The organism is Sphingomonas citricola (assembly GCF_019429535.1).
Classification (GTDB): domain Bacteria; phylum Pseudomonadota; class Alphaproteobacteria; order Sphingomonadales; family Sphingomonadaceae; genus Sphingomonas; species Sphingomonas citricola.
Map to the genome: position 1 here is coordinate 157,686 of NZ_JAHXZM010000002.1, position 20,147 is coordinate 177,832.

Sequence of the window (20,147 nt, forward strand, 5' to 3'; positions counted from 1 at the left end):
GGTGACCTCGCTGCGGTCGCTGCTCTTCGCTTTTCTGGCGCTGTTCGCCGCGGCGACAGCGCTGACCGGTTACGCGACGTACAGCGCGTCGCACGCCGCGATCACGGGTCTGGTCGACGCGCGGATCGATCTGGTCGCCGACGCGATCACCGACGGCGTCAGGCCGGGCGACGCTGCCGCGATCCTCGCGCGGATCGATCGCTTCGCGCATCGCCGCGACACCGGGGATATCGGGTTCGAGCTCGAGGATGTGCGGGGCCGCCGGCTGGGAGGGAACGTCGCGCTCGCGCGTGCGATCGCACCGGGTTATTCGAGCGTGTCGGGTAGCGACGGCATCGCCGGGCTGACCGCCGGGCGGGCCGAACGGCGCGACGTGGGCGGGGGGCTGCGCCTCATCACCATCGCGGAGACCGAGCCGGTCGACGGTTACGCGTTCATCCGCGCGCGCAATTACATGATCGGCTTCGGCGCGATCATGCTGATCGTGCTGACGGGCACCGCGACCTTCGCACTGATCGTTCGGCGCCGCATCGGCGAAGTGCGCGCGACGGCGGCGGCGATCGTCAACGGCGACTTGCAGCACCGCGTCCCGGTCCCCGCGCGCGGCGGCGCCTTCGCCGCGCAGGCGGAGGCGTTCAACCACATGCTCGACCGCGTGGCGGCGCTGATGGATGGGCTGCGGCAGGTCAGCAGCGAGGTGGCGCACGATCTGCGCACCCCGCTCGCGCGGTTGCGCGGGCGTCTGGCGCTCGCCGCCGATGCGCCGACCGCGGCGGCGATGCGACACGAGATCGAGCAGGCGACCGAGCAATGCGACATGCTGCTCGCGACCTTCTCCGCGATCCTGCGCATCGCCGAGGTCGAGGGCGGAGACAGGCGCGCGCGCTTCGCGCCCGTCGATCTCGCGTCGCTGATGGGGGAGGTGATCGAAACGCTGCGCGACGCGGCGGCGGAAACGGGGCACCGCCTGACCGGCGCCGCGACGCACCCGGTCCAGATCATCGGGGACCGGGGGTTGCTCGCGCAGGCGCTGGTCAATCTGGTCGAGAATGCGCTGACGCATACGCCCGCGGGATCGGTCGTCACGGTCGCGGTCGCGCAGGATCGCGGGCGCGCGAGTGTCTGCGTTGCTGATAATGGGCTCGGGATCGCTCCCGCGGATCACGCACGCGCGCTCAGGCGATTCGGACGGCTGGACCCCAGCCGACACCGGCCGGGGCACGGTCTGGGGCTGCCGCTGGTACAGGCGATCGCGCACCTGCACGGGGGCGCGCTGACACTCGGTGACGCGGGGCCGGGGCTCGCCGCGACGATCAGCCTGACGGTCGCGCCGCGGGGCGTCGAGGGCCCCGCGACGGCCGACCTCAGAAGTTGACCGTGCCTTCGACGCCGAAGGTACGCGGCGCATTGAAGTTGCCGTAGTCGCCCAGCACGTTGTTGATGCTGCCGCTGGTCACGTTGGTGGTCGGCGCGCCGGGCAGGCTGTTCGAGGGATCGCGGCGATAGACATATTGCTCGTCGAACAGGTTGCGCCCCCAGATCGCGACGGTCAGCTTCTGCCCGTTCGTGCCCAGCGGAATGTCGCCGAGCGCGACGCGGCCGTTGAAGATCAGCGATGCGTCCGCCTTGGTCGCGAACTGGTCGAACGACTGCGTCGCCTGCGCGTAATTGCCGTTGAGGTGGAAGGTCAGGCGGTTGCCGTCGCCGACCGGCACCGCGTAATCGATCGCGCCACTCGCCGCGTTGCGCGGGGTGAACACGATGTAGAATTGCTGCGGCACGGTGGTCGACGTGGTGACGCCGTTGGTGGTCACCGAGTTGACGATGTTGACCTTCGGGATGCGGGTGTAGGTATAGGCGTAGGACGCATTGAGCGTCAGCCCCTCCATCGGATTGACCGTCAGGTCGGCCTCGACGCCGCGAATGCGCGTCGTGCCGGGCGCGTTGATCGTGACGAGGTTGTTGAAATTGCCCGTCGCGGTCACCTGGATCGAACTGATGTCGACCTGGCTGTTGTCGCGGTCCATGATGTAGCCCGCGAGGTTGAAGCGGACGCGGCGGTCGAACAGGTCGGACTTCATGCCGACTTCGTAGGAGCGCACGTCCTCGGGATTGAACGCCTGATAGTTCGACGTCCGCGAACTCGCGCCGCCCGCGCGGTAGCCGGTCGCGTATTTGGCGTAGAAGTGCAGGTCGCGCGTCGCGTCATAGGCGACCGTCACCATCGGGTTGAAGCGGTTCCACGTCTTGTCGAGCGGCTGGTACCCGTTGCGCGCGACGATCGCGGCATTGGCCGGATTGTCGTAGTTGATGTTGCGCGAGAAGTGCAGCACGCCGCGCTTGGTATCGTGTGTGTAGCGCCCACCCGCGGTGATGTGGATCGCGTCGGTCGCGTTCCAAGTGAGCTGACCATAAGCGGCATAGCTCTTCGACCAGACCTCCGAGGCGCGGTCGATCTGGCGGCAGCCGATCTGCCAGCCCGCGGGCGCGGCGACGCTGCCGCCGCCGATGCACGGGTCGAGTGTCGTGATGACGCCGGTCGCCTGATTGTATTGCTGCGAATTGGGCGTCGCCGCGTCGTCGCTGACGTGTTCGTTGAAGTAATAAAGTCCGCCGACGAAGTCGAACGCGTCGATCGTCCCGACCGCTTGGAATTCCTGGCTGAACTGGCGCTGGCGCAGGTCGGCGATGCTGTAGCGGCTGAAATTGCACGTGGCGGCGGTGCAATTGAGCAGCGGCACGCGGTGCGCGCCACCCGAATTGTCCCACTGCGCCACGTCGACACCGCGCCATGCAGTGAGCGAGCGCAGTTCGATATCGGGCGTCGCCTTGTACTTCAGCACGTTGGTGAAGCCGTGCGTCTGGTCGACGCTGGGCTGCTGCACCACGCCGATGTCGGCGCGGCGCATCCGCGAGGAACCGTTGACCTGGACCACCGGCAGCACGGGGCGCACCGCGCCGGTCAGCGTGGTATAGGCGGTGCCGGGCAGGACGCAATTGGGCGAGGCGGACTGCGCACCCGCGACGCAATTGTTGGGGTTGGCGTTCAGCAGCTGGCTGTAGAAGGGCGAATTCTTGTCACGCCCGTAATCATAGGCGAAATCGTTGGTCAGCCCCTGGATCGGCTGCCAGCGGATCGCGCCGCGCACGGCCTCGCGGTCGTAATAGCCGAACCCGACCTGCCCCGGCAGCGGGTTCTGCGTCACCGCGCCCTGATATTGCTTCACCGCGTCGAGCTTGACGCTGAAATTGGCGTATTCGGGCAGGTCGAGGTGGACGTCGCCATTATAGCCGCCGAGGTTCGCGACCCCGAGGCGGACGCGCCCGCCGAACTCGCCCGACGGCGCGCGCGTGACGATGCTGAGCGCACCGCCCTCGGTGTTCCGGCCGAACAGCGTGCCCTGCGGACCTTTCAGCACCTCGATCCGCTCGACGTCGAACAAGGCGGCGTTCAACCCGTGCTGGCGGCCGAGATAGATGCCGTCGACGTAGATGCCGACACCCTGCTCGCGCGCGGGCTGGTTGGCGTCGAGCGGCACGATGCCGCGGATGCCGATCGTCAGCGCGCTCTGCCGTGCCTCGAAGGTCGCGACGCGCAGGCTCGGCACCGCGCCGTCGGCGAGATCGTACAGGCTCTGGACGTGGCGGTCCTGCAGCGCCTGCGTGTTGAGCACGTTGATCGCGACCGGGGTTGATTGCAGGTTGGTCTCACGCCGGGTCGCGGTGACGACGATATCGGCGAGGCCGCCGGCGGGAGCGGCCGCGGTGGCATCGCTCGCGGCCGGCGCCGGCGTCGTCTGATCAGCAGCCGGTGCCGATGCAGCGGTCGCGGGCGCAGCGGGCGCCGCCTGCGCCGAAACAGGCACGACCAGCGCGGCGACACCGCAGAGAAGTTGCAGCCTGGCGTGCGAAACCTGTAACACGTGATGTCCCCTTACTTGGCGTTTGCCGTTGCGGGGGCGATAGAGACGATCGAATACTGTGCCGTGACAATTGGTTTACACGCGAATACTTGCGTCGCTCATTCAATTCTCATTTATCCTCGTGGCGGCGCATGGCGCCTTCGGAGCGACACGGGGCGGCGCCGGGCATGATCGCCGCTCATAGACTATTGAAATGTCAGTTTGGCGCAGGTCGCCGGGTGTCGGGCTCAAACGTCGTATCGAGGCGAACCGCGGCCTCCGGGGAATTGAATACTGGAGCGTGGATGAGCGATGCGGGCGGCGCTGGCGATCATGCCGTATGGGTCGCTGACTGAGCCATGCCACGACGACGGACGCGAACGAGCCTTTCCCTGAAGGGAAGTGCCAACACGCGTCGATTACCAGCAAAAAGGAAATTGGTCGGGGAAAGAGGATTCGAACCTCCGGCCCCTGCCTCCCGAAGGCAGTGCTCTACCAGGCTGAGCTATTCCCCGACCATGTGCCGACCCGACGAGGTCGGGGGCAGGCGGCGGCTTATATCAGCGATTTCGGCGACCGCAAGCCGCTGTCGCTGCTATTTCGCGGTCATATCATCGACGGCAGCCTCGCCGCGCGACGGATGGTGTCACAGACCCGTCGCGCTGGTGCAGTTCTTCTTCGGCGGAAACCGGCTGTCCTCATTGGGCGTGGTGAAATCCTTCGACCGCGCGCGGAACATGACCGAGCGGGTGATCGCGGGCTGGACGTTCAGCATCCCGAACGGGATGACGGTGAACAGCGGTTCGTAATTGTACGACACTTGGACATGGAACATGACCTCGTCGAGCAGCAGCGAACGGTTGTTCGGCAGCGTGGCGACGGTGACCTTCTGCGCGCAACCGACCGCGGGGGCCGCCTGCACGTAGGCGCCGTCGAAGCGCTGCCACAGGATCGTGTTGTCGATCGTCCCGTTATTGTCCTTGTCGGTGCCCTGCACCCCGGTGATGACGACGCGGCCACGATTGCGCAGGTCGAACGGCTTCGCGGTCAGGTCGATCGCGTTGAACAGGTCGTACACCTGCTTCTCGCTGATCCCGACCTCGCCGGTGCCGCTCTGCGCGACGAGGTCGCTCGTCATCGCCGCCATGCGCTGGACCCGGTTGGTCGCCATCACGAAATTGCCGAATTCGAGCGCGGTCAGCGTCATGCCGAGGAACAACGGCAGGCCGAGCGCGAATTCGAGGAATGCGACGCCGCGGCGATCGCGCGCGAGCGAGAGGAGAGGCGCGGCGCTCACGAATTGCGCCGCAATGCTTCGTTGCGCACGACCGTCGTCGCCGACAGCGGCTCCACCCCATTGGCGAAGCCGATCGCATTGCCGACGAACTGGAACAGCACCGCCTTGGGATAGGTGACGGTGTAGCTGACGACGTCGCCCGCATCGCCCATCGTCCCGGTCTTGGGCGTGCTCGGGTCCCATTTGCCGTTCTTGTTGCGATCGACGAACGGCTCGTTGGCGTCGTATTTGCCGTTCTTGTTGACGTCGGTGTAGATTTCCGGCGTGACCGAGGCGAAGTCGGCGAAGACCTTGGTCTCGATCGTGATCTTCTTGCCGGGCGCGGCGGGGAACAGCGACATCGCGTCGGTCACGCTCTTGCGCATGATCGTGCCGCGGTCGGCCTCGCTCGTCTCCATGCTCGCGGTCGCGGTGCGTGCCGCCTCGATCATCGCACCCTCGAGCGTCTGCCGCGCGAAGGTGAGGTGGCCGAGCTCGATCGCGCCGCAGATCAGCAGAAACAGCGCGGGCGCGAGCATCGCGAACTCGATCACCGTCACGCCGCGCCTGCATCGCACTATCTGATGGATGCGCATCACTTGACCAGATGCAGGTCGACGAGTTCGGACGCGATGTCGTCGAACGCAGCCTTGAGCGTCGCCGCGTCGGACGTGCGGTACACGTGGCCGGGGGCGCATTGCTCGAACATGTTGAGCGTCGCCTTGTCGGTGGTGGTCAGCGCGACGATGTAGACCTTGGGCGGATTCTTCTCGGCCTGAAGCGACGCGCACGTCTTGGAAAAGCGCAGTTCGGACTGCTTCGTCAGGTCGCCGACGTTCTTCGAGATCGGTGCGTCGCCGTAATTGCCGTAGAAGGTCCAGGTGCGGTTCGCATAGCCGTTCGGCGCGGTGCCGAGTGCGGTCTCGCCGTCGGTCATGAAGACGAGCGCTCGCTTCGCATCCTCGTTCACCGGGTTGGTACGCTTGAACACGTCGTCGCGCACCAGCAGGCGGTATCCCCACAACAACCCGGCGTGGTGCAACGTGCCGTTGGCGGGATAGATCGCGGCGTTCTTGTTCTGGACGACGTTCAGCCAGTAGCTCTTGCTGCGGCCGTAGGTGACGGGTTCGGCCTCTTCCGGGCACTGCCAGTTGGGCGAGGGGACGTCGGTCTTGTTGGCGCCGCCGTTGTTGGTCGAGCCGCCCTGCGGGTTGACGCGGTAGACCGCCGCGTCCTTCCAGTCGGCCTGGAAGCGCGGGATGCGATCGTAATTGACCCGGAACGCGGTGCCCGAATTGGTGTCGAAATCCCAATCCATCGTGTCGGGGTCGAAGTAGCTGCCGTTCGGCTGCGTGATGACGTCGTCGCCGACACCAGCCGCGCCGTTGTTGAGCCCTAGATAATATTGGTAGAACCAGCGGCGATACGGGTTGGAGGCGAACCGGTCACCATAGGCGTCGTAGTTGAGCATGGTATCGGCAAATTGTGGATGCAGCTTGTACAGGTTGAAGTCGGCTTCCCCGCTCGAATATTTGTAATATTCGCTGTTCGGGTCCGCGGCACTGTCGTTGCCGGGGCGGCCCTTGCCGGGCTTGTTGGTCGGCTTGTCCGCCTTGAATTTCTCTTTCGGCGTGTAGAACGGCGGGATGAAATAGGGCTCGAGCTTGGGGTGCGCGCCTTCGCCCGGTAGCGAGCGGTCGATGTCCCACGCGCCCGGATCGCGATAGGTCAGCGTGCTGTTCAGGTCGGGCACGGTCGCGTCGTCGAAGACGCAGCCCTTCCAGGCGAGCGGCTGCGTCGGCCAGCCGCCGCCGAACTGCGTCGCGAGCAGGTCGTTGAAGCCGAACCGCTGCTCGACCATCGACGACGGCAGCAATTTCCCGACGTTCGCGGTGATGTCGTACATGACGAACCCGAGCGCCAGGTCCTCGCGATTGTCGGCGCCCTGGTACAGGATGTCGAGGAAGCTGCGCGACGCGTCCTTGAGCGCGGTGATGCGGGTCTTCGACGCGCTGCCCTTGCTCGCCGGCAGATCGGCCTTGAGCGATCCGGTGTTGTCGAGCACCATCATGATCTCGAGCGGGTGCGGCTGGATTTCCGCCACCGCGACGGCGGAGATCGCCTGCTGCTGGATGCCGAAGGTCCGCATGAACGTCATGGGGATGTTGACCGTGGCGGTGACGCTGGTCTGGTTGCGCTTGTTGACCGTGCTGAATTTCGGGGTCAGCACCAAGCCGCTCGAATCGAGCGTGTTGAGCGGGAAGTTGCCATAGAAATAGGCGTTGACCTGCGCGCCGCGCGAGGTCGGGCCGTCGTCGGTCACGGCGAAGGCGCGTGCGCCAGCGAGCGCCGCCGCGTCGACCCCGGCCTGCAGCGCGGACTTGGCGACGTAGACGCGCCCCATGTCGATCGCCGAGCCGAGCGCCGCCAGTGCGGGCAGAAGCCCCAAGGCCAGCATTGGCAATGCCGCGCCACGGCGGTGGCGCCCGATGCTACGTAGTTTGCGCACGTGACTATCCCCTTTGGAGGGGTGTCATGTCAGCCGAGCGTGAAAAGCTGATTAAGAATGGCAAACGTTCTGCCATAATGCGTAAACATCGCGCGGTGCGACGTAACCCGATGTCATGCGGTGCGTCAGTCGGGTACGTTTACGCTCGCTTTCGCGGTAGGGCGTGTCGACGCCTTGGGCAGGTCCACCGGGCGATCCGCGAGCTGCGACGCCGCCGCCTTCGATTCCAGTGCCTCGACCCGCTTGGTCAGCAGATCGAGGTCGAGCTTCTCGGGCGTCGCCTCGAGTTCACCGATCCGCCGCTCGAGGTTGTCGAGGCGCTTCGTCAGCGTTTCACGGTTCACCCGGTCCTCGACCCCCGCGATCTCGTTGCGCATCGCCGCGACGCTCGCGCCATTGGGGTTGGCGGGCACGTCCTGCGACGTCGCCGGCGATCGCTCGCATCCCGCGAGCAGGCAGGCGACGGATAAGAAAATTGCGTACCGCACCGGTCGATCCACTCCTGTCATCAAGCGCGTCCGAGCGGGACGCGGGGACCCCGCCATGTCGCGGCGCACCCGGACGGGCAATAGCGGTGGTGCGCGACGTCGTCATCCCGCCGACCGCTCATCGCTGCGCGACCGGCAACCCGTTCGCATCGATCTTGAGGGGGCGTGGCACGACCCGCGCGGGATCAAGTAGCGAAAAGCTCGCGGGATAACGGGCGCGGACAAGCGGCTTCGAAAGCGGCGGGGATGCCGCACCGCCCGGCGAAAGGCGACCTAGCCCACGTCGCTCGACCGCGCCCTGCCGACCCGCATCGTCGCTGCGGCGCCCGCGATCATCAGCGCGCCTGCGAGCAGGAGGACGTGTCGCGCGTCGCCGCCCAGCAGCGGGCGATAGATGAGCGGGATCGTTAGGCTTTCCACCATCATCGGGATGACGATGAACATGTTGAAGATCCCCATGTAGACGCCGTTACGCTCTGGCGGGATCATGTCGATCAACATCACGTACGGGTTGCCCATCATGCTCGCCCAGCCGATGCCGATGCCGAGCATCGCGACGAACAGCCTGGCCTCGTGTCCGATCGCGGGAATCGCGAGCATCGCTGCGCCCGAGGCGAGCAGGCAGGCGGCGTGCGCGCGCTTCGCCCCGTACGCGCGCGCGACCGGCACCAGCGCGATCGCGGCGACGAAGGCGATCGCATTGTAGAACGCGCCGAGCTGCCCGACCGTCAGCGCGGTGTCGCGGAACGCCGCGCTCTTCGCGTCCGCGGTGCCGTGGAGCGAGCGCGCGAGCGCGAAGGTAATGAACTGCCAATAGGCGAACATCGCGTACCATTGGCACAGCATCGCGAGGGCGAGCTGCCGCATCGGCCGCGGCATCTCGACCAGCGCGGTGCGCAGGTCGGCGAGCGCGGCGGCGAGCGTCAGCGGCTCGGCCGCCAGCCGCGCGCGTTCCCCGGCGGGCAGCGGCAGTTCGGGCACGCGCACAACCGACCACAGGATCGTGGTCAGGCTGAGCACCGCGCCGATCACGAAGGCGATGCGCGTGATGTCGGGAATGCCGTTCGCGTCGACCGCGTCCTTGCTGAACCCGATCCAGACGAGCAGCGACGGCGCGAGATAGGACAATGTCTGCGCGAGCCCGGTGAACGCCGACTGCGTCAGGAACCCGGTCGCGCGCTGTTCGGGCGCGAGCCGGTCGCCGACATAGGCGCGGTACGGCTCCATCGTGACGTTGTTGGCGGCGTCGAGGATCCACAACAGGCTGGCGGCGACCCATAACGCCGGGCTGTACGGCATCGCGAACAGGCACAGGCTGCACAGCACTGCACCGACGAGGAAATAGGGCGTGCGCCGCCCGAGCCGCGAGGTCGTGCGATCGCTCATCGCGCCGATCAGCGGCTGGATCAGCAGGCCCGTGACGGGACCGGCGAGCCACAACAGCGGCAGCGACGCCTCGTCGGCGCCGAGATAGCCGTAGATCGGCGCCATGTTCGCCTGCTGGAGCCCGAACGAGAATTGTAGCCCCAGAAACCCCAGGTTCATCTCGATCAGCCGGGCGAGCGACAGGCGCGGCTTGCGCGATCCGTCGATCGAGCCGGTGATGGCTTTAGCGGGCGCGTTCATCGGGCCGCCCGCTGTGCGAGCGCCAGTGCACCGAGCAGCCCGGCGCGGTCGCCCAGCCCCGGCGGCACCACCAGCGCGGCGTAATCAGGCGTGCCGAAATACCCGCCCGCGAGCCGAGCGGCCTCGTCACGGACGCGCTCGATCAGCCCCGGCGTCGCCATCACGCCACCGCCGAGCACGATGCGCCGCGGCGAGAGCAGGGCCTGCTGCGTCACGAACAGTTGCGCGAGATAGGAGGCGATGATCGCGTGGGCTTCGTGGCCGGACGGCAGATCGGAGAGCGAACACCCCCAGCGCGCCTGGATCGCGGGCCCGCTCGCCAGCCCCTCCAGGCAATCGCCGTGGAACGGGCAGATGCCTGCGAAGTCGCGGTCATCCGCGTGACGTCGCGGATAGACGTGCCCCATTTCCGGGTGGCGCGCGCCGTGTAGCGGGCGTTCCTCGACCAGTGCGCCGCCGCCGATCCCGGTGCCGACCGTGACATAAGTCGCGACATCGGCCCCGACGCACGCGCCCCACAGATGCTCGGCGAGCGCCGCGCCGTTGACGTCGGTGTCGAACCCGACCGGGCAATCGAACGCTGCGCCGAACGCGCCGGCGAGGTCGGTCCCGCTCCAGCCCGGCTTGGGCGTATCGGTGATGCGACCCCAGTCGAGCGAGCGGCGATCGAGGTCGACGGGACCGAACGAGGCGATGCCGAACGCGGTGTACGCGCCCCATTCGCGCGCGGCCTCATCGAAAAAGGCGAGCGCGGCGTCGATGGTTTCGCGCGGGCCGGTGGTCGGGACGCGATGCGTGCGCAGCACCCGGTCGTGTGCGCGCGCGACGCCCAGCACGAACTTGGTCCCGCCCGCCTCGATGCAGCCGAACAACGGTTCGCTCATGCGTCCTCCCCCAGCCAGACGGTCTGCCACGGCGCGAGGGTCGCGGCAACGGGCGCGCCCGACAGGCGATCGAACCCGTGCGCGGCGATCCCTACCGCGTCACCCGAGAAATTGAGAAACACGCGGTCGCGCCCGCAGGCGATGCCGAGCACGCGCGCGTCGCCGCTGTCGAGCGGGGCAGGGGCACCCGCGCCGCCGCTCGCGATCCGTGCGCGCCGCAGCCGCGCGAGGTCGCGCGTGATCCGGCGGGCGGCGTCGCTGCCGAGCGCGTCCCAGTCCATCCGCGGCCGGTGGAGCCAGCGTCCCTCGTGCGCGTGCTCGGGGTCGTCGCGGTAAACATGGTCGTTGAGCAGCCCCGCCTCGTCACCCATGTAAGTGGTGGCGAGTCCGCCGCTTGCGATCGCGAGCGCGTTCAGCAGCGTAATGCGCCGGAACGCCATCTCGCGCGCGTCGGGGTCGTCGCCCGCGGCCTCGAGCCCGGCGAGCGATGCCATCGTGCCGTTGCTGCCGTGGAGGACCGATCCGTCCGACTGGAACGGTTCGCCGCGTGCCCAGCTGCCGGGCGTCTGCCCGTCGCTGAACCGCGCCGCCGCCCGCAGCCGGGCAACCGGATCGACCTCTGCGGGTAGATCGGCGAGGTCGCCCAGCACCGTGCCCCAGCCGATGTCGTCGTGGCAGCGCGAATAGCTCAGCCAGTTGGCGCCGCGCGGCAACCCGCCGCTCGCCGCCAGGATCGCGCGCGGCAGCGCGGCCGACCCCTCGGCGAGCGCGACCCAGCCCGCGACCATCAGCGAATTGTTGTAGACGAGGTGGCATTCGGGCTCGAAGCCGCCCGCATCGTCGATCGCGCCGTCGTCCGCGCCGAAATAGGGCGGCACGAACGCAGTCGGCACGATCGCCTCGGCCTTGAGCAAGGTCGCGGGCGCGGCGATGTCGAGCGCGGAGCGGAGCGCACGGACGATGTAATGCGCCTCCGGCCGGTTGCGGCAATCGGTCCCCGCTTCCTTCCACAGGAACGCGGTCGAATCGAGCCGGAACGCCTCGAACCCGCGATTGGCGAGCGTGAGCATCACCTCGATCATCGCCAGCATCACCGCCGGGTTCGCCCAGTTCAGATCCCATTGGAACGGGTAGAAGGTCGTCCAGACCTCGCCGCCAAGCTCGGGCGCGCGGGTGAAATTGCCCGGTGCGGTGGTCGGGAACACTTGGCCGAGGTCACGTTCGCGCGCGGCGGCGTCCTCGGGCGAGAGGACATGGTAGAAGGCGCGGTAGTGCGGGTCGCCCGCCTTCGCGCGCCGTGCCCATTCGTGATCGTCGGCGGTGTGGTTGAGCGCGAGGTCGACGCACAGGCTGATCCGCGCCGCGCGCAGCCGTTCGGCGAGTGCCTCGACTTCGTCCATCGTGCCGAGCCGCGGTTCGACCGCGAGATAATCCGCGACCGCGAAGCCGCCGTCGCTGTCGCCCGCGCGTGCCTTCAGCAATGCGAGCAGGTGGAGGTAGCGCACCCCCAGCGCCTCGAGGTGATCGGCCCGCGCGGTCAGCCCCGCGACACTGCCGGCGAAGCGATCGACATAGGTCGAATAGCCGAACATGTCGGGGGCGACGAACCAGTCGGGATCGGCGAGCCGGGCTTCGTCGAGCGCGACGAGCGCGGGCGCGCGCGCCGCATGCGCGCGGCGCAGCACATCCTCGATCTGCTGCCACAGCGGCCCGACCGCCGCGTCACCGTACAGCCGGCGCAGTTGACGCCGGAGCCGCGGGCCGACTGCGCGCAAGCGTTGCTCAAGGGGGGAGAGAGCGTCGCTCACGCGCGGTCGACCTTTGGCTCCGGGGAGATCGGGAGAAGGGCGATCAGAAGTCGAACTTGACCGCGGCCGAGATCGTCCGCCCGGTGATCGAGCGCGCGCGCACGATGCCGCCCGCGGGGATCGCGCCTTCCTCGACCTCGGTGATGCCCTTCACGTCGAACAGGTTGTTGCCGTTGACCGAGATCGTGACGTCGTCGGCCGGATGGACCGCGACGAACGCGTTGATCTGCGTATAGCCCGGCATCTTCAACTGGTTGTTGTCCTGCGCATAGCTCGCGCTGGTGCCGATCACGTTGGCGCCGAGCGTGAAGCGCTGGAAATCGACCTGCGGCGTCACCTGGTAGATGAACTTCGCCTGCCGCCGTGGGCGATTGCCCTCGACCGCGGGGTTGAGCACGTCGCGCGTGATCTGCGCGTCGGTGTAGGTACCGCCCGCCGACAGGCTGAATATACCGCGCGCGACGCGACCCTCCAGCTCGACGCCCTTCGCCTCGTAATTGCGATTGAAGAAGCGCTGCGTCGTCGCTTCGAAATTCTGCTCCTCGGTGCGTGCCCAGAAACCGGTCGCGTAGAAGGAGACGCCGTTCTGGCGGAACTTGAACCCGCCTTCGAGCTGGCGGACGAAGTCGACCGCGGCGCCGTTGTCGGTCAGCGCGCCCGTCACCGGGTTGATCGACGGGCCGAACAGTAGGCGATCGGCATTGGCGCGCCCGCCGCGGCTGTAGCGCCCGAACAGCGCAGTCGCGTCGGTCAGGCGGAAATTCACGCCGCCCGAATAGGACAGGTAATCGTAATTGTAGTTGAGCGGGGAACGCCGGCCCGGGATCACCGCGACCTGCCGCTCGGCCGCCGAGATCACGCCGTCGCCGTTGATGTCGAACGTCGTGATCCCCGCACCGAAGCCCGCGCCAAGATCCGAGCCCGCGACGCTGCCGCGCGCGCGGCCGAAATCGTAGCGCAGCGATCCGTCGAGATTGAACCGCCCCAGGTCGAGGCCGACCTGCGCGAACGGCGCGTAGGTAGTGTAGTTCAGGTCATAGCTGCGGCGGCAGCAATTGCCGAAAAAGCTGGCGGAATACCCCGGCACGCCGGCCTGCGTGACCGCGGCGCCCGCGGCGGTACGCACGTCGACCAGCGCGGCGCGGCCGTGATCCTCCACCGTCTGGACGAACGAGGTCCACAGCCAGTCGGTCTGGATATCCTGCCGCGAGGCGTAGAAGCCACCGGTCAGCGACAGGCTGCCCGACCCTAGGGGCACGTTGCCGTTCAGGCGGATGTCGTTGGTGACGTTGTTCAGGCTTTTCAGGTCGACGTCGAACAGCACGACATTGGCGAGCAGGCCGTTGCCGCCGAGCGCGGCGGGGTTGGCGATCCGCTGCCCCGACAAGGGGCCGCTGGCGTAGAACAATTGCGCGCCCGCGCCGCCCAATGCGTTGGCGACCGCCTGCGCATTGCCGACGCTCGCGGGGAAGGGCGAGGTGAACCCGCCCGAGATGTCGGCGTAGCGGAACCGTTCCACCACGTTCCACCCCTCGCTGATCGGCAGCTTGCTCTCGAATCCGACCGCGGCGACGACCGGATGCTGCCCGTCGCTGATCTGGCGGCGCACCGGGCGATTGTTGCCGTCGAGCGTCAGCGCGGTGCCGATGTTGGCGCTGTGAAGCGTGCCGTTGTTGATCGAGAAGCCCGGCAGGCTGATGTAGTCGGGGTCGCTGTCGCTGCCCGTCACGCGAACGGGGTTGGGCAGGTAACCGATCGCGCGATCGTCGAGATATTTGCCGTACAGGCGGACATAGCCGCCGCTCGAAAACGACTTGGTGATGTTGGCCTTGATCTGCCCGCCCTTCACCGCATCGTAGCCGACCGCGCGCTGTCCGTCGCCGGCGCGGTAGAACCCGCCGAGGTGATAGGTCACGTCGTCCGACAGCTTGCCACCGTAATCGAAATCGGCGCGATATTCGCGGTAGTCGAGCCCGCCCGAGAGCTGGAACGATCCGCCCTCCTGCTCGCCCGTCTTCGAAATGAAGTTGATGACGCCGCCCGGCGAATTCGAGGCGAAGGTCGAGGCGGAGCCGCCGCGGACGCTTTCGACCGTGCGGACGTTGAAGTCAGCGCGCAGGAAGATGTCGGAGTTGCCGAAGGTGATGTCGCCAAATTCGAGGATCGGCAGCCCGTCTTCCTGCAATTGCAGGAATTTCGACCCGCCCGAGGCGACCGGAAGCCCGCGCACCGAGATGTTGGCGTTGCCGTCGCCGCCCGACGCCTCGACGCGGATGCCGGGCAGGTTGCGCAGCAGCTCGCCCGAGGTCCGCGGCGCCAGTTGCGTCAGCGCGGTCGAGTTGATCGAGCTGGTCGTGATCGAGGAGTCGAGCCGGTTCGTCCCCTGCGCGACCGCGGTGACGACGATGTCCTCCTCCGCGCCGGCTGCGGGGGCAGCGGCGGCGGTGGTCGGGTCGACCGGCGCCGCATCCGCCGGCGGGCGCGGCGTGACCTGCGCCTGTGCCGCGGTGGCGGCGAACAGCGCGGCGGTGGTCAGCAGGTAGCGGCGGGCGTTCATCTTGATCCTCCCTGGCAAGCGACCCTCTCGGGGAGTCGACGAGGAATGGATATCAGCAGTGCAATCGATTGCAAACAACTTTGCGCAATCGATTGCAAAAGACGACTCGGGTGTTGCGCGATGGCGACAGGAGCGCGTTTAGGCGGAGGCGCGTGCGACGAGTTCGGGGGGGATGATCGCCGACGAAGCGTCGTCGCCCGCGATCCGCGCGAGCAGCGCGTCGACCATCATCTGCGCACCCGCCTGCAGATCCTGGCGGATCGTGGTGAGCGGGGGCGAGGTGTGCGCCGCGAGCGTGACGTCGTCGTACCCGATCACCGCGGCGTCGCGCGGCACGTCGATGCCCGCTTCCGCGAGCGTCCTGAGCGCGGTCATCGCGACGATGTCGGACGCAGCGAAGATGCCGTCGGGCACGGCGCCGCGCGACAGCTGCTGTGCGAGCGCGGCGTGCACCGCGTCGGGCGTCATCGCGGTTTCGAGCACGTCGACGGCGAGGCCCGCCGCGTCCGCGCCGCGGCGAAAGCCCGCCAGCCGGTCGGCGAATTCGGGTGGGGCGGGGTCGCCGACGAACAGCAGCCGCCGTCGACCGTGCGCGATCAGCCGCGCGGCCGCGATCCGCCCGCCCTCGACATTGTCGGACCCGATCGTCACCTGCTGCTGCCCGGGTCGGTTCGCACCCCAGACGACCAGCGGGCGATACCGCGCCGCCGCCCGCTCGATCACCGCCGATTGATCGGATTGCCCGACCAGCAACAGCCCGTCGATCCGCCCGCTGTCGATCAGCCGGTCGAGCCAGTCGTCGCTGTCGGGAATGACGCGCGACAACAGGATGTCGTAGCCGCGCTCGACCAGCAGATCGGCGAGGAAGCCGAGCAGCGTCAGGAAGAACGGATCGGTCAGATGCTGCGTCCGCGCGTGCCCCAGCGGCAGCGCGAGCCCGATCGCGCCGGTGCTCTTCAACCGCAGATTGCGCGCGAGCTGGTTGGGACGCACGTCGTGCTCGCGCGCCAGTGCTTTCACGCGCGCCTGCGTTGCCGCGCTGATCGAGGGATGTCCGGCGAGCGCGCGTGACACGGTGGACGTGGATACCCCGGCCAATGCGGCGAGATCGGCGAGCTTCATCGCGCCGACGTACCGCGCTTTCGCCCGATGCGCCACGCCGCGCGTTGCCGTAGCGAGGCCGCCGTTCTCGGAAATTTACGCGCGGCAGCCGGTGCAGCACGGCCCGGCGCGCTGCCCGAGCCTTTCCGCGAGTGCGATCATGCTGATCCTGCCGCGCGATCGCATCTTTATGCGCGCGCTATGCGATAAGCCGGAATCGATCTCGCAATGCTACGTCGTGCGCGATAGCTGGATCGCCACATCGGGGATTGTGGCATGGCGGCGTGGCATCGGTCGCGGCGCGCCGACGTCGGTCTGCGCGCCGCGGGACTTCTTTTCGGCTGGATCGGTTACGCCGCGATCGCGCGGCTGATCGCGATGCACGTGGCGCCGCGCGAGGCGGGCCTGCCCACGCTCGCGATCGCCGCGGTCGGTTTCATGGCGGCGAGCGCCGGTAGCGCGATGGCCGCGCTCGGCCGTCATCTCTTCGATGAGGTCGAGGTCAGCGCGCGCTGGCGGGGGCGGGCCGATCCGAGCGTGTCGATCGCGGCGGCGCGCAAGGTCGGTATCGACGCGATCCACGCGACGAGCGGGGTCGCGTCTCACGGGCAGGGGCAATGGTCGGCGGCGTCCGCGGTCGTCCGCCCGTCCTACGCGGGTTCGGTGAGCTGACCGAACCGCGGCGCGATCCGCCGCGATCGCGCGCAGCACGCCGGTCACCGGACCGGACCGTGCCGCACATACAGACCGCCGCCGCACCGCCGCTGCGCTCGGTCTGCTCACCCTGTCGGATGCGACCAACCGAGCGTCCCACTACGCGCACACTATGCGCTTTCCGGGAATCGATCTCGAAACGCTATGCGCCAAATCGTAGCTCGTGCGTCGAGCGACGAACGCTCGGTCATTCGAGGTTGAAGAGGCGACATGGCGTCCGTATCCGATCAGGAGCCCGATGAACGCGGGACGATCACTCATGTGAGGCAGCGGGCGGGCCGATGGCTCGAGCGGGAGCAAGGCATCGCCGCTATCAGCGTCGCCAAGGCGGGGCGAGCGATGCTCCGCACGCGCCGTCCGGTCAGTCCGGTACCGCGGTTCACCCCGATCGCGGATGGCGCGATCGACGTAGTCGCCGCCGTGCGTGCTGCCTGAGGATACCGACATGGCAAACATGCTCGAAGTCGTCGTCGCCCTCCCACGTCGATGCCCGACGATGCCCGTCCGCGCATCGCACGCGCCGGACAACCGCGCCGCGCGCCACGACGCGCGCTGGAATGCGATCTGCGCGGCGCTCGCCGAGCTGCGGCGGCAGCGCCGACGAAGCGTCCGTATCGTCGACGCCGAGTGCCGATGCGGCACGCTGCTGATCGCAGCGGTCCGCCATGCCGGCGCGCTCGGCTTCACCGCGATCGAGGGGCGCGGCATCGACCGCGCGCCCGCGATGATTGGGCGCGCCCGCGCCGCCGCCGCCAGGCTTTGCGATCCCTCGATCGGGCTGTCGTTCGAGGTGGGCGACATAGTCGACGCACTCGCGAGCGAGGCCGATTTCCCCGCCGACATCGTGCTGTGGCACGGCGGCCGCGCAGGCGACGACCGCCCCGAGGTCCACCGGCGCGTCGCGGCGGCGGGTGAGCGCGTCATCGCCGACGCTCCCACTGCTCCAGCGCAGGCGAGGGCCGCGTGACGCGCCGCGACCTGCAATGGAAGGCCGGCGGCTTCGCGTTGCTCGCCTCGTGTTGCGCGATCTGCCTCGCGCTCGACGGTTCGCCGGCGCTGATCGTGTTCTTCCCGCTCGCGCTGCTCGGCCTGCCGCTGATGATCCACGGCAAGCGCGTCGGTCAGGTGCTGCGCGCCGAGCGGCGGGGGCATAGCCACACCGTCGACGTCGTCCACGCCGAGCGCGTCCGCCGCCGCGGGCAGGGCGACGACGGGTTCGGTCATTGACGACCGTTCGCGTTTATCCGGCGGGGTGCGTCGCGGTCGCCTCGCCGGGCAGCGCCAGGATCGCGGTCGCGCGGCTGACGCGGGATGGATCGAACCCGTCCGGCGCGTCGAGCGGATAGGCGGTGCCGAGCGCCCAACGATTGCGCGAATCGAGGAGAATCGCGTTCGCGCCCATTCGCGCGGCCGACTGCGCCAGCGCGCGCTCGATCGCGGCGCGTTCGCGACCGTCGTTGGCGATCTCGACCCGGCCGAGCGCGCGCATCGGCGCGGGGATTTCGCCCATTCGCGTATAGATCGCGACACCGCCCTCATGCCGCACACGTGGTTCGGCGAGCGCGATGCCGCGCGGCGTCGCGGGGCCTACCGCGCACGCGGCGAGCGATATCGCGATCACCCCCAGCGCGATCAGGCCGCGCCGCGTCGTCATCGTTCGCCGCCCCGCGTCCCCAGATCGGTCACCGGTCGCGCGCCGTCGCCGATCCAGATCGCGGTGCCGCGGAAATGCGCGAACGGATCGTCGAGCGTCAGGCCGGTGACGACGCGCGTGCCGTTGGGTTTGCGGTTCAAGGGATCGAGAATGATCGCGTTGGCGCCGCGGCTGCCCGCCAGCTCGCGCAGCCGCTTCTCGAGCACGTCGGGATAGTCGCTGCCGTCATCGCGGATGTCGAGGTCGTCGACGAACGAGAATCGCCCGGGGACAGCCGATGCGCTCTCGAACACGCGGACCTCGCGCGCTTTCACGCGAACGGGGCGGGTGAGCGCAACACCGGGCGGCCCGACCCGCTCGACCGTGCACCCCGCCAGCGACAGCGCCACGACCCCGACCGCCAGTTTCCCCATTCATCCCCTCCCGCTCGTATTTCCCTCGACCTAGCGTGCGCAGGTTTGACGACCGGTGAACGCCCGGCGGCCGACCGGCAAGGGGCGGTGCGGTGAACCCGCGCGAGCGTGGGCGCGACAAAGCGGTGGCGCGGTGATCGGCGCGCGCTATCGTGCGGCATGATCGTATCTTTCGTCATTGCCGGAGTGCTCGCCGCCGCCCGGCCCGCGCCCGATCTCGCCGCGCGTGCCGCCGACGGCCGGCCGGTGTCGTTCGATGAGGTGGCCGACGCGCGGTTCGATCGCGATCACGCCGACCGGTTCGACGCGCTGCGCGGATGGGCCAAGGCGATAACGCCCGCGGAGCGCGCGCGTCATTACGTCGAGGTAGGCGTCGATCCGCTCGGCAAGCCGCGCTGGCGCGAGCGCACGCGGTGCTGGAACGCCGACCACAAGAGCCTGGTGCGCGCGATGACGGTCGCCGCCGCGCACGCGAACGACCGCGCCCAGGCCGACCGGATCTGGCGCGATGTCGAGCGCAACTACGCCGACGCGGTCAGCCTGGAGGCGGCGCGGACCAGGGCGGCGCGGACCAGGGCGGCGCGGGGCGACGCCGCATCGCGCCCGACGCCACTCGGCCGCGCGCTCGCCACGCGCGTCGCGGTCGATCAGGCGTGGCGCGAGGCCGAGTTCGCGCGCGAGCACGACGCCGCGACCGCAGAGGCGATCGGGTGGCGGTTCTGGAGCCGGATGTGCCACGTCGATCGCGACAACACCGCGTTCCTGCAAGGCGTGGTGGCGCGCAAGGAATGGCCGACGGTATCGCGCGACGGGCGCGAGGCCGCGAACGACGCCTGGCTGCTCGCGCAGCACGCCGACGACGAACCCGCGTTCCAGCGCGCGGTGCTGACGCTGATGGAGCCGCTGGTGGCGGCGGGCGAGGCATCGGGGTCGAATTACGCGTTGCTGTGGGACCGCGTCGCGCTCGCCGAGAAACGACCGCAGCGATACGCGACGCAGTTCGACACGACCAAGGACGGCTGTCTGGCGGCGAGCCGGACCGAGGATCACGCTGGCGTCGATCGTCGGCGTGCGGCGATGGGGCTGAAGCCGCTGCAACGCTACGCCGATGAGCTCGCCGCCTTGTACCACGGCAAACGCTGTCCCGACCTGTTCGCGCCCGACGAACAATGACGATTGCCGCTTAAGCCCGCCGGAACTCGACCACCCAGCCGA

The 20,147-nt window shown here is 68.5% G+C and carries 17 protein-coding genes and 1 tRNA gene; 5 read left to right on the forward strand and 13 right to left on the reverse strand.

From position 1 onward, the window contains the following. Nucleotide 1 precedes the first annotated feature (1 nt). Nucleotides 2–1,375 carry a sensor histidine kinase gene (locus KZ810_RS04615; protein ID WP_308461488.1) on the forward strand — a complete coding sequence of 458 codons (1,374 nt, stop codon included), beginning with the start codon at nucleotides 2–4 and terminating at the stop codon, nucleotides 1,373–1,375. Here the strand turns inward: KZ810_RS04615 and KZ810_RS04620 are convergent. The 11 genes from KZ810_RS04620 to KZ810_RS04670 all read right to left on the reverse strand — a co-directional run bounded on the left by KZ810_RS04620 (nucleotide 1,365) and on the right by KZ810_RS04670 (nucleotide 16,208). After that, nucleotides 1,365–3,923 carry a TonB-dependent receptor gene (locus tag KZ810_RS04620; protein ID WP_219767847.1) on the reverse strand — a complete coding sequence of 853 codons (2,559 nt, stop codon included), beginning with the start codon at nucleotides 3,921–3,923 and terminating at the stop codon, nucleotides 1,365–1,367. The two genes, KZ810_RS04615 and KZ810_RS04620, sit on opposite strands and share 11 nt — an antisense overlap. 417 nt (nucleotides 3,924–4,340) lie before the next feature. Then, nucleotides 4,341–4,417: transfer RNA gene (locus KZ810_RS04625), tRNA-Pro, on the reverse strand. A 131-nt stretch (nucleotides 4,418–4,548) separates the two neighbouring features. Further along, complete coding sequence (locus KZ810_RS04630; protein WP_219767848.1) at nucleotides 4,549–5,199, reverse strand: TadE/TadG family type IV pilus assembly protein; 651 nt, start codon at nucleotides 5,197–5,199, stop codon at nucleotides 4,549–4,551. Then, nucleotides 5,196–5,738: a TadE family protein gene (locus KZ810_RS04635; RefSeq protein WP_308461489.1), complete on the reverse strand. Its 543-nt coding sequence runs from the start codon at nucleotides 5,736–5,738 to the stop codon at nucleotides 5,196–5,198. The genes KZ810_RS04630 and KZ810_RS04635 overlap by 4 nt, the downstream gene beginning before the upstream one ends. A 35-nt stretch (nucleotides 5,739–5,773) precedes the next feature. After that, nucleotides 5,774–7,687 (reverse strand): pilus assembly protein TadG-related protein, encoded by a 1,914-nt coding sequence (locus tag KZ810_RS04640; RefSeq protein WP_219767850.1) that lies wholly within the window; start codon nucleotides 7,685–7,687, stop codon nucleotides 5,774–5,776. Between the two features lie 125 nt (nucleotides 7,688–7,812). After that, complete coding sequence (locus KZ810_RS04645; RefSeq protein ID WP_219767851.1) at nucleotides 7,813–8,175, reverse strand: hypothetical protein; 363 nt, start codon at nucleotides 8,173–8,175, stop codon at nucleotides 7,813–7,815. 273 nt (nucleotides 8,176–8,448) lie between these two features. After that, entirely contained in the window at nucleotides 8,449–9,801 is a 1,353-nt protein-coding gene (locus KZ810_RS04650; RefSeq protein WP_219767852.1) for an MFS transporter, read from the reverse strand. Continuing rightward, the gene (locus KZ810_RS04655; RefSeq protein ID WP_219767853.1) at nucleotides 9,798–10,685 is read right to left on the reverse strand and encodes an ROK family protein; all 888 of its coding nucleotides are present in this window, start codon (nucleotides 10,683–10,685) and stop codon (nucleotides 9,798–9,800) included. Before KZ810_RS04655 ends, KZ810_RS04650 begins: the two co-directional genes overlap by 4 nt. After that, complete coding sequence (locus tag KZ810_RS04660) at nucleotides 10,682–12,493, reverse strand: alpha-amylase family glycosyl hydrolase (RefSeq protein WP_219767854.1); 1,812 nt, start codon at nucleotides 12,491–12,493, stop codon at nucleotides 10,682–10,684. The genes KZ810_RS04655 and KZ810_RS04660 overlap by 4 nt, the downstream gene beginning before the upstream one ends. 43 nt (nucleotides 12,494–12,536) lie before the next feature. Continuing rightward, a complete protein-coding gene (locus KZ810_RS04665; protein ID WP_219767855.1) occupies nucleotides 12,537–15,050 on the reverse strand; it encodes a TonB-dependent receptor domain-containing protein in 2,514 nt (837 codons plus the stop codon). A 138-nt stretch (nucleotides 15,051–15,188) separates the two neighbouring features. Next, entirely contained in the window at nucleotides 15,189–16,208 is a 1,020-nt protein-coding gene (locus KZ810_RS04670; RefSeq protein ID WP_308461490.1) for a LacI family DNA-binding transcriptional regulator, read from the reverse strand. A 219-nt stretch (nucleotides 16,209–16,427) separates the two neighbouring features. On the opposite strand from KZ810_RS04670, the gene KZ810_RS04675 reads away from it, so the two are divergent. From KZ810_RS04675 to KZ810_RS04685, 3 genes are all read left to right on the forward strand, one after another. Beyond that, entirely contained in the window at nucleotides 16,428–16,823 is a 396-nt protein-coding gene (locus KZ810_RS04675; RefSeq protein WP_219767856.1) for a hypothetical protein, read from the forward strand. A 487-nt stretch (nucleotides 16,824–17,310) separates the two neighbouring features. Next, nucleotides 17,311–17,832 (forward strand): SAM-dependent methyltransferase, encoded by a 522-nt coding sequence (locus tag KZ810_RS04680; protein WP_258044444.1) that lies wholly within the window; start codon nucleotides 17,311–17,313, stop codon nucleotides 17,830–17,832. Beyond that, complete coding sequence (locus tag KZ810_RS04685) at nucleotides 17,829–18,092, forward strand: hypothetical protein (protein WP_219767857.1); 264 nt, start codon at nucleotides 17,829–17,831, stop codon at nucleotides 18,090–18,092. The genes KZ810_RS04680 and KZ810_RS04685 overlap by 4 nt, the downstream gene beginning before the upstream one ends. Nucleotides 18,093–18,105: 13 nt before the next feature. Here the strand turns inward: KZ810_RS04685 and KZ810_RS04690 are convergent, their stop codons facing one another. Both KZ810_RS04690 and KZ810_RS04695 read right to left on the reverse strand, forming a co-directional pair. After that, a complete protein-coding gene (locus tag KZ810_RS04690; protein WP_219767858.1) occupies nucleotides 18,106–18,519 on the reverse strand; it encodes a hypothetical protein in 414 nt (137 codons plus the stop codon). Beyond that, a complete protein-coding gene (locus KZ810_RS04695) occupies nucleotides 18,516–18,932 on the reverse strand; it encodes a hypothetical protein (RefSeq protein WP_219767859.1) in 417 nt (138 codons plus the stop codon). Before KZ810_RS04695 ends, KZ810_RS04690 begins: the two co-directional genes overlap by 4 nt. 159 nt (nucleotides 18,933–19,091) lie before the next feature. Here KZ810_RS04695 and KZ810_RS04700 point away from each other — a divergent pair, with 159 nt between their 5' ends. Next, nucleotides 19,092–20,105, forward strand: coding sequence for a DUF6624 domain-containing protein (locus KZ810_RS04700; RefSeq protein ID WP_219767860.1), 1,014 nt, complete (start codon nucleotides 19,092–19,094; stop codon nucleotides 20,103–20,105). Nucleotides 20,106–20,147: the final 42 nt, after the last annotated feature.